Origin of the sequence: Micromonospora sp. NPDC000316, from assembly GCF_042898885.1 — a bacterium.
In the GTDB taxonomy this organism is placed as follows: domain Bacteria; phylum Actinomycetota; class Actinomycetes; order Mycobacteriales; family Micromonosporaceae; genus Micromonospora.
Genome location: NZ_JBIAZG010000009.1, coordinates 39,423 through 55,274 on the forward strand (window position 1 = coordinate 39,423; position 15,852 = coordinate 55,274).

General features: G+C 71.8%; 15 protein-coding genes. 8 read left to right on the forward strand and 7 right to left on the reverse strand.

The annotated features are described in order from the left end of the window. Position 1 precedes the first annotated feature (1 nt). The 5 genes from smpB (at position 2) to ACFY2Q_RS18780 (ending at position 3,706) form a co-directional block, all read left to right on the forward strand. Positions 2-493: an SsrA-binding protein SmpB gene (gene smpB, locus ACFY2Q_RS18760; RefSeq protein WP_387131719.1), complete on the forward strand. Its 492-nt coding sequence runs from the start codon at positions 2-4 to the stop codon at positions 491-493. Positions 494-616: 123 nt separating this feature from the next. After that, positions 617-1,039 (forward strand): molybdopterin-binding protein, encoded by a 423-nt coding sequence (locus tag ACFY2Q_RS18765; RefSeq protein WP_387131721.1) that lies wholly within the window; start codon positions 617-619, stop codon positions 1,037-1,039. Positions 1,040-1,050: 11 nt separating this feature from the next. Then, entirely contained in the window at positions 1,051-1,830 is a 780-nt protein-coding gene (gene modA, locus ACFY2Q_RS18770) for a molybdate ABC transporter substrate-binding protein (protein ID WP_387132077.1), read from the forward strand. Further along, positions 1,827-2,642, forward strand: coding sequence for an ABC transporter permease (locus ACFY2Q_RS18775; protein WP_387131722.1), 816 nt, complete (start codon positions 1,827-1,829; stop codon positions 2,640-2,642). The genes modA and ACFY2Q_RS18775 overlap by 4 nt, the downstream gene beginning before the upstream one ends. After that, positions 2,639-3,706: an ABC transporter ATP-binding protein gene (locus tag ACFY2Q_RS18780; RefSeq protein ID WP_387131723.1), complete on the forward strand. Its 1,068-nt coding sequence runs from the start codon at positions 2,639-2,641 to the stop codon at positions 3,704-3,706. Before ACFY2Q_RS18775 ends, ACFY2Q_RS18780 begins: the two co-directional genes overlap by 4 nt. 43 nt (positions 3,707-3,749) lie before the next feature. On the opposite strand, the gene ACFY2Q_RS18785 is transcribed toward ACFY2Q_RS18780, so the two are convergent. From ACFY2Q_RS18785 to ACFY2Q_RS18795, 3 genes are all read right to left on the reverse strand, one after another. Further along, on the reverse strand, positions 3,750-4,163 hold the full coding sequence (locus ACFY2Q_RS18785; protein ID WP_387131724.1) for a type II toxin-antitoxin system Phd/YefM family antitoxin: 414 nt from the start codon (positions 4,161-4,163) through the stop codon (positions 3,750-3,752). 42 nt (positions 4,164-4,205) lie between these two features. Further along, positions 4,206-4,778: a GNAT family N-acetyltransferase gene (locus ACFY2Q_RS18790; RefSeq protein ID WP_387131725.1), complete on the reverse strand. Its 573-nt coding sequence runs from the start codon at positions 4,776-4,778 to the stop codon at positions 4,206-4,208. Between the two features lie 296 nt (positions 4,779-5,074). After that, a complete protein-coding gene (locus ACFY2Q_RS18795; RefSeq protein ID WP_387131727.1) occupies positions 5,075-6,274 on the reverse strand; it encodes a hypothetical protein in 1,200 nt (399 codons plus the stop codon). Positions 6,275-6,496: 222 nt separating this feature from the next. On the opposite strand from ACFY2Q_RS18795, the gene ACFY2Q_RS18800 reads away from it, so the two are divergent. After that, positions 6,497-8,053 carry an NAD(P)/FAD-dependent oxidoreductase gene (locus tag ACFY2Q_RS18800; protein WP_387131728.1) on the forward strand — a complete coding sequence of 519 codons (1,557 nt, stop codon included), beginning with the start codon at positions 6,497-6,499 and terminating at the stop codon, positions 8,051-8,053. Between the two features lie 61 nt (positions 8,054-8,114). On the opposite strand, the gene ACFY2Q_RS18805 is transcribed toward ACFY2Q_RS18800, so the two are convergent. Then, complete coding sequence (locus ACFY2Q_RS18805) at positions 8,115-11,195, reverse strand: S8 family serine peptidase (protein WP_387131729.1); 3,081 nt, start codon at positions 11,193-11,195, stop codon at positions 8,115-8,117. Positions 11,196-11,377: 182 nt separating this feature from the next. Here ACFY2Q_RS18805 and ACFY2Q_RS18810 point away from each other — a divergent pair, with 182 nt between their 5' ends. Then, on the forward strand, positions 11,378-11,650 hold the full coding sequence (locus ACFY2Q_RS18810; protein ID WP_387131731.1) for a hypothetical protein: 273 nt from the start codon (positions 11,378-11,380) through the stop codon (positions 11,648-11,650). Between the two features lie 101 nt (positions 11,651-11,751). Beyond that, complete coding sequence (locus tag ACFY2Q_RS18815) at positions 11,752-12,519, forward strand: hypothetical protein (RefSeq protein ID WP_387131732.1); 768 nt, start codon at positions 11,752-11,754, stop codon at positions 12,517-12,519. 22 nt (positions 12,520-12,541) lie between these two features. Here ACFY2Q_RS18815 and ACFY2Q_RS18820 read toward each other — a convergent pair whose 3' ends face one another. The 3 genes from ACFY2Q_RS18820 to ACFY2Q_RS18830 are packed head-to-tail and all read right to left on the reverse strand — an operon-like array spanning position 12,542 to position 15,644. Next, complete coding sequence (locus tag ACFY2Q_RS18820) at positions 12,542-13,345, reverse strand: sugar phosphate isomerase/epimerase family protein (RefSeq protein ID WP_387131733.1); 804 nt, start codon at positions 13,343-13,345, stop codon at positions 12,542-12,544. Beyond that, positions 13,342-14,496 (reverse strand): dihydrodipicolinate synthase family protein, encoded by a 1,155-nt coding sequence (locus tag ACFY2Q_RS18825; RefSeq protein WP_387131735.1) that lies wholly within the window; start codon positions 14,494-14,496, stop codon positions 13,342-13,344. The genes ACFY2Q_RS18820 and ACFY2Q_RS18825 overlap by 4 nt, the downstream gene beginning before the upstream one ends. Then, a complete protein-coding gene (locus tag ACFY2Q_RS18830; RefSeq protein WP_387132080.1) occupies positions 14,493-15,644 on the reverse strand; it encodes a Gfo/Idh/MocA family protein in 1,152 nt (383 codons plus the stop codon). The genes ACFY2Q_RS18825 and ACFY2Q_RS18830 overlap by 4 nt, the downstream gene beginning before the upstream one ends. Positions 15,645-15,852 lie beyond the last annotated feature (208 nt).

Below are 15,852 nucleotides of genomic sequence, written 5' to 3' on the forward strand. Positions count from 1 at the left end.
CGTGAGCAGGTCCCAGCAGCCGCAACGCCGACTGATCGCCTCCAACAAGAAGGCTCGACACGAGTACACCGTGCTCCGCACGTACGAGGCGGGCATCGTGCTTGTCGGCACCGAGGTGAAGTCGCTGCGCGAGGGGCGGGCCTCGCTCGTGGACGCGTTCGCACACGAACGCGACGGCGAGATCATGCTGTACGGCCTGCACATCGCCGAGTACGCCTACGGCACATGGACCAACCACGCCCCCCGCCGCAACCGCAAGCTGCTGCTGCACCGCGCCGAGATCGACCGGATCCTCGACAAGGTACGCGAGGGCGGGGTGACGATGGTCCCGCTGTCGATGTACTTCGAGAACGGCTACGCCAAGGTCGAACTGGCCCTGGCCAAGGGCAAGCGCTCCTACGACAAGCGGCAGACGCTCGCCGAGCGGGACGCCAACCGGGAGATCGCCCGCGAACTGGGCCGGCACCTCAAGGGCCACCCCCGCCGCCCCTGACCGCCTTCCCTCCGCCACACCCGGCTTGATGCGGCAGTTGCTGGCCTGGATGCCCGGATCTTCGCGCGGATGCCGGCGGGTAGGGCCTTCCGTGCTCGCAGATGCGGGCGCTAGGGTGAGCCGGTGACGATGTTCCGGATCGGCGAGGCGGCTGACCTGCTCGGCGTCAGCGCCGACACGATCCGCCGCTGGGTGGACGCGGGGCGGCTGCCCGCCGGGCGCGACGAGCACGGCCATCGGGTCATCGACGGCGTCGACCTCGCCGCCTTCGCCCGCGCCCAGGCCGCCGATCCGGACGCGGGCGCCGAGCTCTCCTCCGCCCGCAACCGGCTGCGCGGCATCGTCGTCGACGTCCGCAAGGACACGGTGATGGCCCAGGTCGACATCCAGGCCGGCCCGTTCCGGATCGTGTCGCTGATGAGCCGGGAGGCTGTCGACGAGCTTGGCCTGCGGGTCGGTTCGGTGGCCGTCGCGGTGATCAAGTCGACAACTGTGGTGGTGGAGCGGGCAGCACCCACGCCGGTGCGGGGACGGTCGGGCGGATGAGCGTACGGACGATGCGCGCGGCGATGGCCGGCCTGGTGGCGGTTGCCGTACTGGCGGTTGCCGGCTGCGGCGGAGGCGACGACCCCGCACCGGGCGCTGCCACGGACGGCCGGGTCACCGGCGCGGTGACGGTGTTCGCCGCCGCCTCGCTGACCGAGTCGTTCACCCGGATCGGCAAGGATTTCGAGGCCGCCAATCCGGGCAGCACAGTGACCCTCAACGTCGCCGGCAGCTCCGCCCTGGCCAACCAGATCAACCAGGGCGCACCGGCGGACGTCTTCGCCTCGGCCGCCCCGAAGAACATGACGACGGTGACCGAGGCCGGCAACGCCGACGGCACACCTGTCATCTTCGCCCGCAACCAACTGGTGATCGCGGTGCCCGCCGGCAATCCGAAGGGGGTGACCGGGCTGGCCGACCTGACCCGCCCGGGTGTGAAGGTGGCGATCTGCGCCGAGCAGGTGCCCTGCGGCGCGGCGGCCCGCACCGCCCTGGACGCCTCCGGGGTGAAGCTGACGCCGGTCACCCTTGAGCAGGACGTCAAGGGCGCGCTGGCCAAGGTGAAGCTCGGCGAGGTCGACGCGGCACTTGTCTACCGCACGGACGCGCGGGCTGCGAGCGCGGACGTGACAGGCGTGGAGTTTCCCGAGTCGGCGCGGGCGGTGAACGACTACCCGATCGTCGCGCTGAAGGCCGCGCCGAACCTCACCGGCGCGCGGGCCTTCGTCGCGTACGTCCGCTCGGCGCCGGCGCAGGCGGTCCTCGCCGAGGCGGGGTTCCAGGCTCCGTGACCCGGGTCCACACCGTCGCCGCGCCGCGCCGCCGAGGGCGGGTGCCTGCGGCGCTGCTGATCCCGGCCGGGCTGGGCCTGCTGTTCCTCGTCCTGCCGCTGGCCGGGTTGGTGATCCGGGCACCGTGGACGACCCTGCCGCAGCGGCTCACCGAGCCGGGCGCGTTGACCGCGTTGCGGCTGTCGGTGCAGACCGCCACCCTCGCCACGTTGCTCTGCCTGCTGCTCGGGGTGCCGTTGGCCTGGCTGCTGGCCCGGGTCGAGTTCCCCGGCCGCCGGCTGGTCCGGGCGCTTGTCACCGTGCCTCTGGTGCTGCCGCCGGTGGTCGGTGGCGTGGCGCTGCTGCTGGTCTTCGGCCGGCGCGGGCTGCTCGGGGGCTGGCTCGACGCCACATTCGGCATCAGCCTGCCGTTCACGACGACGGGTGTCGTGCTGGCCGAGTCGTTCGTCGCCATGCCGTTCCTGGTCATCGCCGTGGAGGGTGCGCTACGCGCCGCCGACCATCGTTACGAGGAGGCCGCCGCGACGCTCGGCGCCAGCCGATGGACCACGTTCACCCACGTCACGCTGCCGCTCGTGGCACCGGGGCTGGCCGCTGGCGCGGTGTTGTGCTGGGCGCGGGCGCTCGGCGAGTTCGGCGCCACCATCACCTTCGCCGGCAACTATCCCGGCCGGACGCAGACCATGCCGCTCGCCGTCTATCTGGCGTTGGAGACCGACCTGGAGTCCGCGATCGTGCTCAGTCTGGTGCTGCTCATCGTGTCTGTGGGGATCCTTGTCGCGTTGCGGGACCGCTGGATGACAAGCGCGTGACCCCTCCGCTGCTCGACGCCCGGCTCGTCGTCGACCGGGGCGCCTTCCGCCTCGACGTGCCACTGCGGGTCGCGCCCGGCGAGGTCGTCGCGCTGCTCGGCCCGAACGGCGCCGGCAAGACCACCGCGCTACGCGCCCTGGCCGGGCTGCGCCCACTCACCGACGGGTACGTCACCCTCGACGGCATCGACCTGGACCGCCCGGCGACACGGGGCTGGGTGCCCACCGAACGCCGGCCGGTAGGCGTGGTCTTCCAGGACTACCTGCTCTTTCCACACCTCAGCGCGCTCGACAACGTGGCGTTCGGGCCGCGTCGGCACGGCGTCGACCGGCGGGCCGCCCGCGCCACGGCCCGCGACTGGCTCGGCCGGGTGGGCCTGACCGGGCAGGAGCACCGCCGGCCCCGGCAGCTCTCCGGCGGTCAGGCGCAGCGGGTCGCACTGGCACGCGCGCTTGCCGTGGCACCGTCGCTGCTGCTGCTGGACGAGCCGCTCGCCGCACTGGACGCGCGCACCCGGCTGGACACCCGCGCGGAGCTGCACCGGCACCTGTCGGCGCACCCGGGCGCGACGGTGCTTGTCACCCACGACCCGCTGGACGCGTTGGCCCTGGCCGACCGCCTGGTCATCGTGGAGGGCGGCCGGGTGGTGCAGGAGGGGGACGGGCCGAGCGTCACCGCCCGCCCGCGCACCGACTATGTGGCCCGATTGGTCGGGCTCAACCTCTATCGGGGTCGGGCCGAGGGGCACGGGGTGCGGGTCGCCCCGGAGCTGACCCTCACCGTCGCCGACCGACTGGACGGCGAGGCCTTCGTGGCGTTCCGCCCGGCCGCGGTGGCCCTGCACCCGACCCGGCCGGAGGGCAGCCCGCGCAACACGTGGGAGGGGACGGTGGCCGGTGTCCAGCGCCACGGCGACAACGTGCGGGTGCAGGTCGACGGGCCGATCGGGGTGGCCGCGGACGTCACGCCTGCCGCCGCCGCCCAACTGCGGCTGATCCCCGGCCAGCGGGTCTGGGTGGCGGTCAAGGCTGCCGAGACAAACGCCTACCCGGCCACCAGTTGAGGCTCACGGCGGCCGACCAGTCGGTCAGCGGATCGGCGGCCGATCAGCCGGTCAGCAGATCGGCGTGCGCGGCGCGGAGCCGGGCGAGCGCCGGATCGCTGCCCGGCGTGACGCGGCGATCCAGCTCGGCCCACACCTCGGTTAGCGCGGCGCGGACCGCGCCCAACTCGGCGGCGTGCCGTTGGCTGCTGCGGCGATGCTGCTCGTCGAGACGGCGGGCCCAGCCTGCCGTAACCTCGGCGAGCCGACCGGCGTCGGCGCGGGCCTGTGCGCCGCTGCGGGCGGCCACGGCGGGGACGATCGCGGCGACCGGGCGGGGATCACCGTCGCGGGTGACGACTGTGACCGCGTCGGTCAGCTCGGCAAGCGCGACGAGTTGGCTGAACCGCGTGCGCGCCTCACGCAGCGGCACGGAACGCGGCGGGTCGGGGTGGGGGGTGAGCGCGGGGACGGCCATGGATGCATGGTGCCGCGCGGGTACGACAGAATTCCGCAGTCGTCAGTGGACTGTCGACTCGGGGTCCGGTTGCCGGGCCAGCCACTCGTCGGCCAGCACCGACCAGATCTGGAGGTCGATGCGCCCGCTCGGGCTCGGGTAGACCTGTCGCAATGTGCCGTCGTGGCGCAGACCGAGCCGGCGAGCCAGAGCGATGCTGCGGACGTTGTCGGCGTTGGTCCGCCACTCGACGCGATGAATGCCACGCTCGCGTACCGCCCAGTCGACGATCCGGCGGATCGCGGGGGCCATCATTCCCCGCCCCTGCGCCGCCGGCTCCAGCCAGCAGCCGACCTCGCAGACACCCAGCGTGACGTCGAACGACACGAACATGACCCCGCCGGCCAGCCTCCCGCGCCACCACAGCCCCCAGATGCCTCCGCTGTCACTGGCCCAGCGGTCCGCGTACCGCTGCAACACCGCGCGGGCCGACGGCAGGTCGGTGGCGACGAACGACGGCGACACCCAGGGCCGGATGTGCTCCCGCGACCGGTCGAGGTTGGCGAGGAACTCCTCGGCCCGCCACGGGTCCAGCGGGCGCAGCTCGACCTCGTCGGTAAGCGGCAGGGCGAACACCGGGCCTCCATCTTCTCCAGCCGGGCCCGAAGCGCGAGCCGACACGAGGACGGCGGTCCGGTCCCGCTCGCAACAACGGGCAAGCAGACTCGCACAGCCCCACCGCCCGGACACGCCGGGCCACGCCAAGAAGAGCCGGCAAGATCGCAGCAATTTCCCGGAAACTGCTGCCTCGGGACGCGAGGAGGCGACAACTTCCCCGAAACTGCGCGGATCATGACGACACATCGGCGGCGGGGCAGCGGCGGGGCGGCGAGGCGGCGGCGCGACGGGGGCACCTGCGGGGCGGCGGCTTGTCAGATGATCATGTGGGTCCAGTAGCTGAGCCAGAGCGCGAACAGCGCGCCCTGCACCACGGCGAGGGTCGCGGTCAACCACACGTCGACGGTGGCCCGGCGCGCCCACCGCGCCAGCACCAGGGCGACGGGAAACACCGCAAGCAGGTAGCGCAGCAGGCTCTTGTAGACCGGCGGCCCCATCGACAACGGCACGAGCACCATGAGGACTCCGTAGACCACGTACGCCACCTCCCGGCGGCGGAACCCGGCGGCCAGGACGGCCAGCACTGCCACGGCGAAGGCGACCCGGGCGGCGTCGCGCGGCTCCCCCGCCAGCCCGCCCAGCAGCACCGGCACCGGATTCTGCACCTCGATGCCCCAGCCGGTCTGCTGGGCATGCTGGTAGGCGAACCAGTCCCCGCCGCGCCACCGGCAGAACGCCATGAAGGTGAACCAGCCGGCGGGCAGCAGCAACAGCGGCCAGCCGATCCGCAGGTAGCCGAGCAGCGCGCGGGGGCCGAGCCGCCAGTCGTGTTGGCGCAGCAGCACCAGGGCCAGCGGCAGCGCGACAAGCAGACCTACCGACCGACTCATCGCCAGGAAGTAGCCGAGCACGCCGACCAGCAGCCACCGCCGCCCCTCGGCGTAGTAGAACGCGGCCAACGCGAGGCAGACGAACAGCGACTCGGTGAGCGCCGCCTGGAACAGGAACGCGGTCGGCAGCAGCACCAGATATCTGGTGAACCGGCGGGCCGCGTCCGCGCCGCCGAGCAGCACCTCGGCCAGCCGGTAGCCGTACCAGAGGGCCAGCAGGAACGCGACGTTGCTGATCAACAGCAGGGCCAGGGCGTTGTCGCCACCGAGCAGCGCGCCGACCGGTCGGGCCAGGAACGGGTACAGCAGCGGAAACCCGAAGTCGTTCCACGGTCGTCCGGTCAGCGGCAGCTCGCTGAGCCGCAGGTAGAGCAGCGCGTCCCAGGCGAACCAGAACGAGATCCACCGGTGGCCGGAGATCTCCCGCTGCTGCGTCCACATCAACGTCTCGTCGGGCGGCGGCGCTCCGGGGATGCCGTCCCAGGCGTGCAGGATCAGCAGCCCGAGCAGGGTCAGCAGCACCTTCGCGCCGACGAACAGCCCGATCACGTACGGCCAGGGCGCCGGCACCCGGCGGGCCACGCGCACGCCGGCGTGGGCCGCGCCGGCCACGCGCGCGGTCATTGCCGCCGCGCGCCGCCGGCCGTCTCGCCACCGGTGCATCCGCCCCGCTCCCCCGGTCCGACCGGCCCACCCGCCGCGCGGGGGTTCGCCCTTCCTGTTGTACGCCCCAGCGCGCCCGGACGGAGTCGAAACTCAGGACCGCCGGGTCGTGAAGGTGACATCTGCCGCGGAACGGGTAGGCGTCGCGCCTCAACCACGGCAGTGAACAGGGAGTACGGCGGCATGAGCGAGCAGCACGGCACGGTGGTCATCGGTGCGGGGCCGGCGGGGCTCACGGCGGCGTACGAGTTGCTGCGGCACGGCCAGCCGGTCCGGGTCTTCGAGGCCGACGAGGTGGTCGGCGGGATCAGCCGGACCGTGGAGCGCGACGGGTGGCGGTTCGACATCGGCGGGCACCGGTTCTTCACGAAGGTGCCGAGGGTGGAGGCGTTCTGGCACGAGATCCTGCCGGACGAGGACTTCCTGACCCGGCCCCGGATGAGCCGCATCTTCTACCGGGGCGCACTGTTCAACTACCCGCTCAGCGCCACGAACGCGCTGCGCAACCTGGGGCTGCCGGAGGCCGTCCGCTGCCTGGGCTCGTACGCCCGGGCACGGCTGCGCCCACCGCGCGACCAGTCACACTTCGAGGGCTGGGTGTCGGCCCGGTTCGGCTGGCGGCTGTATTCGATCTTCTTCAAGACGTACACCGAGAAGGTCTGGGGGATGCCGGCGGACCGGTTGCAGGCCGACTGGGCCGCGCAGCGGATCAAGAACCTGTCGCTGGCCACGGCGATCCGCAATGCGCTGCTGCCCCGGCGGCGGCGCACCGACGTGACAAGCCTGATCGAGGAATTCCAGTATCCGAAGCTCGGGCCGGGGATGATGTGGGAGCGCTGCGCCGAGCAGGTCCGCCAGCGCGGCGGGCACCTCTCGACCGGCACGTGGGTGACCGCCGTGCACCGCGACCCGCAACGCCGGCGGGCGATAAGTGTGACCGTCAACGGTGCCGGGGGTCAGCGCACCGAGCCGGCCGACGACGTGATCTCGTCCATGCCGATCTCGGAGCTGGTGGCAGCCCTGCGCCCGCCCGCGCCGCCGGAGGTGCTGGCCTGCGCCGCCGACCTGCACTACCGCGACTTTCTGACCGTCGCCCTCGTAGTGCCGGCGGAGTTCTCGTTCCCTGACAACTGGATCTACGTGCACGACCCGGCGGTGCGGGTGGGCCGGATCCAGAACTTCGGCTCCTGGTCGCCGTACCTGGTCAAGGACGGCCGGACCTGCCTCGGCCTGGAGTACTTCGTGTTCGAGGGCGACGAGATGTGGCGTACCCCGGACGCCGACCTCGTGGCGTTGGCCACCGCGGAGCTGGAGCGGTTGGGGTTGGTCCGGTCCGGTGTGGTGGAGGCCGGTCACGTGGTGCGGATGCCGAAGGCCTATCCGGTGTACGACGAGCGCTACCAGCACAACGTGGACGTGATCCGGGGGTGGCTGGCCGAGGCGGTGCCGAACGTGCACCCGGTGGGGCGCAACGGCATGCACCGTTACAACAACCAGGACCACTCGATGCTGACCGCGATGCTCACTGCCGACAACATCGCCACAGGCAGTACGCACGACGTCTGGTCGGTGAACGTGGAGCAGGACTACCACGAGCAGACGGGCGGCGGCGACGGCCGACGGGGCACCGGCCGGGACGCCCCGGTGCTGCCCAGCCGCATCGTCACCGCACCGATCACCGTGCCCAAGGGTGCGGGCGTGGCCACCGACGGCGGCCGGTCGGCACAGCCGCTGGGCTGACGAGATGACACCCCGGTGGGGTGGTGCGTCCGGGACGCACCACCCCACCGGTCGGTACCTGTTACTCCCAGGCGTCTCGCCGCGTGTAGACGAGGTTTCCGGGGATGACCGTGCCGTTCGTGCTCCACTCGGTGTAGCCCCACACGTCGCCCTCCGGCAGCGACGTGTTCGGCTTCAGAGTGAAGTTGGTCGACATGCCGCGCTCCGCCGTGCGAGGGACGGTCAGCGTGGCGGCCGAGTACGTGGCGTTACGACCGATGATGGCGTGGCCCAGTTCGAAGTTGACGACCGGGCCACCGGGCACCTGGGCGAACACGTACGCGGTGTAGCGCCCCGGCTCGGGCAGGAACTTGTACGCCTGCTCCTCGCTGGTCCAGGATCTGTCACTGCGGTGGATCAGGGTGTCACCCTTGTACAGGTAGAGATCCAGGTTCGCGTTCGGGTTGTCGGTGTTGACCTCGATGACGATGCCGGCGGTGTTCGCCGGCACGGTGAAGTCGACCTTCTTCACGCCGGTGGCGTTCGGGTCGAACACCCCGCCGTCGACGCCGGCCGGCATCGAGTACGCCGTCCGCACCATCGGCGTGTAGCCGGTGCTGCGGCCGGCGAGTGGCCCCGTGAAGCCCGGCTGGAGGGCGCCGAACGCGCCGTTGACCATCCGGCCGTACTCCTCACCGTCGTCGGCGTAGGGCCGGGGGCTGATTCCCCACGGTCGGGCGGCGACCGGGATGCGGGCACTGTGGGACTTGCCGCGCCAGGTGATCGAACCGGTCACGTACCGGTCCCAGGGCGCGTTGCCCCGGCGCACGGTGATGGTCACCGTGGCGGACTTGCCCGGCTCCAGCGTCACCGATGCCGGCGTCACGCTGACCTTCATGTTGTCCAGGCCGGACACCGACGAACGGTAGGTTTCCCGCTCCTTGCCCACGTTGGTCAGGGTGCGGGTGATCGTCACCGGGCGGGTGCCGTCGTACTCGCGCAACGAGATGGCCGGCAGGTTGAGTTCCTTGCCGTCGGGCTGGGCTGTCTCGCTGAACGTGACCAGGTCCGCCGCCGACGGCTGGATGACCAGGCCGGGGTCGGTGGCCTTGGCCAGGTTGATGAAGCCGCTGCCCTGGTCCAGAGGGCTGCTGGTGCCGACGGTGTCGGTGGCCGTGGTCCGCAACGCCGAGGCGACCGTAGCGGGTGACCAGGTCGGATGCGTGGCACGCAGGATCGCCGCCGCGCCGGCCACGTAGGGCGAGGCCATCGAGGTGCCCGAGTACGCGTCGTAGTTGCGCCCGAAGTTGCCGGCCGGGGAGACCGCGGCGATGATGTTCGAGCCCGGCGCGACCAGGTCCGGCTTGAAGACGCCGGTGGCCACCTTGTTCGGGCCGGTGGACGAGAAGTCCGCGACGCTGGGTATGCCCGGGACGCTGGAGCCGTCACCGCCGCTGCGCAGAGACACCTTCGCGTCGGTGGGGTGGCGCATCAGATAGGTGAACAACGTGCCGGCCTGCTTCTCGGTCGGCAGGTAGACCACCGGGAAGTTGTAGATCGAGTTGATCCGGTAGTTGCCGACCGGGTCGAACGACACCATCGCCGCCCCGCCCTTCGCCTTGACCTCGGCGGCGGAGTTGAACGGGTTGTACAGCGCGCAGGCGACCACCCTGCCCTTGATCTTGGCAGGGTCCAGGCTTCCCGGTTCGCAGTACGCCGACCCCTGCTCCAGGGACCCGGCCTGTTCGCCGAAGACGATCGACCGTGCGTTGCCGCCGGGCAGAGCGTCCAGTGAGCCGCCGACGAGCTTCGTGCCGTCACCCAACGTGACAGTCGCCTCGTCGAGTTTCGTCACCGCCGCGCCGACCGTGGTCACCCAGGGCGCCGCGTTGCTGATGGCCCCGCTCACGATGCCGGTGTTGCCCGCCGACGCCGCCACGAACACCCCGGCCAGCGAGGCGTTGAGGAACGCGACACCGATCGGGGTGTTGGCCTCCCAGTCGCCGAGGTCGCTGCCGATCGAGAAGTTGATGACGTTCACCCCGTCGGCGACGGCCGCGTCGATGCCGGCGATGATGTCGGCGTCGAAGCCCGCGCCACCCCAGAGCACCTTGTAGACGGCGATCTGGGCGTCCGGTGCGGTCCCGGAGACGGGACCGAAGCGGCGGCCGTCGATCGTGACGTCCGGCAACGACAGACCTGCCGCGGTGGAGGCGGTGTGGGTGCCGTGCCCCGCCATGTCGCGCGGGGACAGCACCTCACCCTCGGGCACCGAGCCGCCGTAGGCGAGCCACGAGTCGGCGAAGTACCGGGCGCCGACGATCTTGCCGTTGCAGTGTTCGGCCACGAAGGCGACACCGGTCTGGCAGGTGCCGTGCCAGCCCGCCGGGGCGGGCATCTTCTTGGCGAACGACGCGCTCTCCGGCCAGATGCCGGTGTCCAGAACACCGATCACCATGCCCGAGCCGGTGCCGGGACCCGGCTTGCCCGGCTTCCCTGGCTTACCGGGCTTCCCTGGCTTACCGGGCTTCTCGGGCTTGTCGGGCTCGGGGCGGTCCGCAGCGGTGGCTGGCGTCGACGGATCGGCCTCCGCAGCCCCGGTGGGGGTGGCAGCGGTCGGATCGGTCGCGCGTGGCAACGTTGTCTCATTACCGAGCGCTTGTGCGGCAGTGACGGCGCGGACCCGCTTGTCCGCCCGCAACGCGGCAGCCTGCTGGGCGGTCAACCGCGCCGAGAACCCGTTGAAGACCGTGCCGTAAGCCGCCCTGACCTCGACCCCGGCCTTGCTGGCGACGGCGGCCCGCTGCGCGTCGAGGTGTCGGCGGTACGCCTGCGACGGCGTCGACGTCACGTCCAGTCGGGCGCCCGGCTCCGGACGTGTCCGCGTCAGACCGGACACACCACCGGCGTACCTGGTCAGCGGCTCCTCGGCCAACTCGACGACGTACACGCCGGAACCGTTCGCGTCCACGGCGACCTTCGGGCTGGCCGCGTGGTTGCCGTTCGGGCGACGGTCGGCGCCGTCGGTCAGGGTGACCTTCCGGTCGGACCCGGTGGAGAAGTAACCCGCGCGGCTGTCGGCCGCCTGCTTCCCGGGGGCTGCCGACGCCGCGCCACCGGTTGTGCCGGTGATCAGGGCGACGACCAACGTCGGTATCGCCAATCGTCGCAGCCTGACTCTGCTCGTGCTGTTGGTCACGAGGCTCCTTTCACACGCTCCCCTGCGGAGCGGAGATCATTCTGCACTTTTTTCCATCGACGGGATGCCCTTCGGCCACGGACACCGTCCATCGAGACATCCGATGATCCTTTACAGCGTCGCGCTGCCGTGCGACGGTCTACCCCGTGCTCCCCACCGCCGTCAGCAGCTCCACAGACGCGTCGTCGCAGACTCCGTTCGGCGTTCTCGGCGTTCTCGCTCTCGCCTTCGCCCTCGCGAACACCGCCCTGCGGATATGGGCCGCTCGGCGACTACGCGCGGGCCAGACGCTCCCGGGACCGTTGCGCATGCTTCGCCTGTTCGTCGACCACCCGAAGCTCTTCCTGGGTGTCCTGTGTGCAGAGATCGCAGTGGGCGTCCTGCTGTTGGTCGCCGCGGTCGTCGCCACCGACCACTGACCGTCAGCCGTCCATGACCTGTCGCGGCGTGTCGGTGCGGCCGTACGCGTTTCGGCGGACCTGCCGGCGGAAACTGCTGGTGGGGAGATGGGGGTATAGCCATGAGCCGGTACACACCACCGACCAACCGGACGACGAGGGTCCTCGCGCTGATCCTGCCGCTGATCGGCACCGTCACCGTGGGCTCGGCCTGCACCGACGGTGAGCCCTCGACCGGCGCGGCGTCGTCCACGCCGACGCCGACGGCCGTGGCGACCTCGACGAGCCCTGCCGGTCAGCCGTCGCCGACGACAAGCGCCCGGCAGACGACCATTCCCACATCGGCCTTCTTCGAGCTGCCCCCCGAGTTGCGCAAGTCGCCCCGGCAGGTGACACCCGTGACCAACGCCCTACCGAAGTTGTGCGCCAACGAGTTCGGCACCGGCGGCCGGCAGGTGACCGCGAGCGCCGCGATGACAGTCACCTACAAGAAGCCCGACGAGCCACCCACGAACGTGCCGCAGGGCATGATCCACCAGACCATCTTCACCTTCGACGGCGACGGCGCCTCGGACTACCTGGGGCGAGTTCGCAGCGCCGTGCTGGCGTGCCCGACCTATCAGCAGGGCGACAACCCGGTCACTGTCGAGAGCCGCGCGTTGCCCGGAGTCGGCGACGACGCCCTGCTGCTGACCCGGACGTGGGCCGCGACGAGCCTGAACGGAGAACGCACCGGCGGCACCGCCTCCAGCCAGATCGCTGTGGCGCGCGTCGGCAACGCGGCGACGGTGTTCGACGACCAGGGTTGGGAGGGCACCAGCGGCAACCCGGCCACCCTGGACCGGGCGGTACGCGACGGCGTACGGACTCTGGACGCCTGGCAGCGCTAGGCGCTCGCACGGTCGGGCCACGTCAGGCGACGTGGCGTAGGTAGCCCGTGATGGCCGCGTCCAACACCTCCGCGCCCGGCCGCGCCCAGACCTCGGCGGAGAAGACCTCCACCTCGATCGGGCCGACATAGCCTGCCGCGTCCACCGCCTCGCGCAGCCGACGCAACTCGATGCAGCCGTCGCCGGGCAGCGCCCGACCGAGCAGCACCCCCTCCGGCAGCGGCGTCACCCAGTCGCAGACCTGGAACGCGGCGATCCGCGGGCCGGCACGCGCGATCTGCGCGTACACGGTGTCGTCCCACCACACGTGGTACGCGTCCACGACCACGCCGACCACGGCCGGGTCGAACCGCTCGGCGATGTCCAGCGCCTGCCCGAGGGTCGCGATGACGCAACGGTCGGCGGCGAACATCGGGTGCAGCGGCTCGATCGCCAGCCGCACACCTGCCGCCGCCGCGTGCGGCGCCAACTCACCGATCGCGTCGGCCACCCGACGCCGCGCGCCGTCGATGTCGCGGCTGCCCGGCGGCAGCCCACCGGAGACCAGCACCAGCTCGGGCGCACCCAGCGCGGCCGCCTCCTCGATGGCCCGCAGGTTCTCCGAGCGCCAGTCGTCGGCCGAGAAGAACCCACCCCGACACAGCGAGGTGACCGCGAGGCCGGCGTCGCGGACCAGCTTTACCGAGCGGGCCAGCCCGTACTCCGCGACCGGCTCCCGCCACAACCCGATCCCCGGCACACCGGCCGCCACGCAACCGGCCACCACGTCGGGCAGCGGCCACCGCTGGGCGGTCGCCTGATTGAACGAGAAGCGCTCCAGGCTCATTGGGCGATACCTGCCACGGTGAAGAAAGCCCGTGCCCGGGCGGCGGCCAGGTCGGCGTCGGGCAGCAGCCCCGCCGCGTCGGCAAGGGTGAGCAGGGTGGCCAGGTGCTCCGGGGACCGGCCGGACTGCGCACCGCCGACCATCGTGAAGTGGTCCTGGTGCCCGGAAAGCCAGGCCAGGAACACGATGCCCGTCTTGTAGTGCCAGGTCGGGGCCGCGAACAGGTGCCTTGCCAGCGGCACGGTCGGCGCGAAGATCTCGTCGTACGCCGCCAGGTCGCCACGATCGAGGGCCGCCAGCGCGGCGGCGGCGGCAGGTGCGATGGCCGCGAACACCCCGAGCAGCGCGTCGGAGTGGCCCACCTCGTCACCCCGGATCAGCTCCGGGTAGTGGAAGTCGTCGCCGGTGTAGAGGCGTACCCCCGCCGGTAGCCGGCGACGCAGCGCGACCTCCCGGCCGGCGTCCAGCAGCGACACCTTGATGCCGTCCACAGTCGACTTGTGTGCCTTGATCAGCTCGACGACCGTGTCGGCGGCCAGGTCCAGGTCGGCCGCACCCCAGTAGCCGGTCAACGCCGGGTCGAACATCGGGCCCAGCCAGTGCAGCACCACCGGTTCGTCGGCGGCGGTCAGCAGCTCGTCGTACACCCGCAGGTAGTCCTCCGGGCCGCGGGCGGCGGCGGCCAGGTGCCGGCTGCACATCAGCACCGGCCGGGCGCCGGCCGCGCGGACGTCGCCGAGCTGCTCGATGTACGCGGCGGTCACCTCGGCGAGCGTGGCCGGGCCGGCCGGCAGCTGGTCGGTGCCGACACCTGCGACGATCCGCCCGCCCACCGCGCGCGCCTCGGCGGCGCTGCGCCGGATCAGCTCACGGGTCGCCGGATAGTCAAGCCCCATCCCCCGCTGGGCGGTGTCCATCGCCTCGGCGACCCCCAGCCCGTACGACCACAGGTGCCGCCGGAACGCGAGTGTGGTGTCCCAGTCCACCGCCGCCAGAGCGCCGGGCACGTTCTCCGCGCCCGGATCGGCCACCACGTGCGCGGCGGCGTACGCGATCCGGCTGGTGGCAGGCGTGGTCGGGCGGGCGAAGCCGCTCCCCCCGGCGAGCCGGTGCCGCCGACCACCGGGCAGCACCACATCGGGTGCGGTCACGAGCGCAGCTCCGGCACCTCGACGCGGACGCCCTCGCGGGCCGCGCGCAGCCCCAGCTCGGCGAGCTGCACACCGCGTGCGCCGGCGAGGAAGTCCCACCGGAACGGCTCGCCGGCCACGACGTGCCGCAGGAACGCCTCCCACTGCACCTTGAACCCGTTGTCGAACTCCTCGTTGTCGGGCACCTCGGCCCACTGTGCCCGAAAGTCCTCGGTGACCGGGAGGTCCGGATTCCACACCGGCTTCGGCGTGACCGCCCGGTGCTGCACCCGGCAGCGTCGCAGCCCCGCCACCGCGCTGCCCTCGGTGCCGTCGACCTGGAACTCCACAAGCTCGTCGCGGTACACCCGAACCGCCCAGGACGAGTTGAGCTGCGCGATCACCCCGCCGTCCAGCTCGAAGACGGCGTACGCGGCGTCGTCGGCGGTGGCCGGGTAGGCACGGCCGTCCTCGTCGACCCGCTCCGGCACGTGGGTGGCGGTGACGCAGGAGACGGCGTTCACCCGCCCGAACAGCTCCTCCAGCACGTAGTGCCAGTGCGGAAACATGTCGACGACGATGCCGCCGCCGTCCTCGGCCCGGTAGTTCCACGAGGGACGTTGGGCCGGCTGCCAGTCGCCTTCGAAGACCCAGTAGCCGAACTCGCCGCGCACCGAGAGGATCCGGCCGAAGAAGCCGCCGTCGACGAGCCGCTTGAGTTTGCGCAGGCCGGGCAGGAAGAGCTTGTCCTGTACGACGCCGGTGCGGACCCCTGCCGCGTCGGCGGCCCGGGCGAGGTCGAGCGCGGCGGCGGTGTCCTCGGCGAGGGGCTTCTCGGTGTAGATGTGCTTGCCGGCCTCGATGGCCTGCCGGATCGCCTTCTCCCGCTGCTGGGTGACCTGCGCGTCGAAGTAGATCTCGACGTCGTCGCGGGCCAGCGCGGAGGTCAGGTCGGTGGTCCAGTCGGTCAGGCCGTGCCGCTCGGCGAGCTCCCGGAGCTTGGTCTCGTTGCGGCCGACCAGGACGGGCTCGGGCCAGATGGTCGTGCCGTCGGCCATGGGCACGCCGCCGGCCGCACGGATCGCCAGCAACGACCGGACGAGGTGCTGGCGGTAGCCCATTCTGCCGGTCACGCCGTTGACGATGATGCCGATCGACCTGCGGGTCATGGTCACGCGGAACCTCCTCTGAGGCCGGCACGGCAACCATGGATCGGGCCGGGCGGCGGGTCAGGCAAACGCTTTCCCGCGAGCGTAGGCGGGCCTCCCACGCCAGGCAAGGCCTTTCCTCGATCCACGTCACACCCTCAGGGCCTCCCGGCGGGAAAGGGCTTTCACTGCGGTACCGTGACGCTGACCGGCACGGCGGACCGCCGGC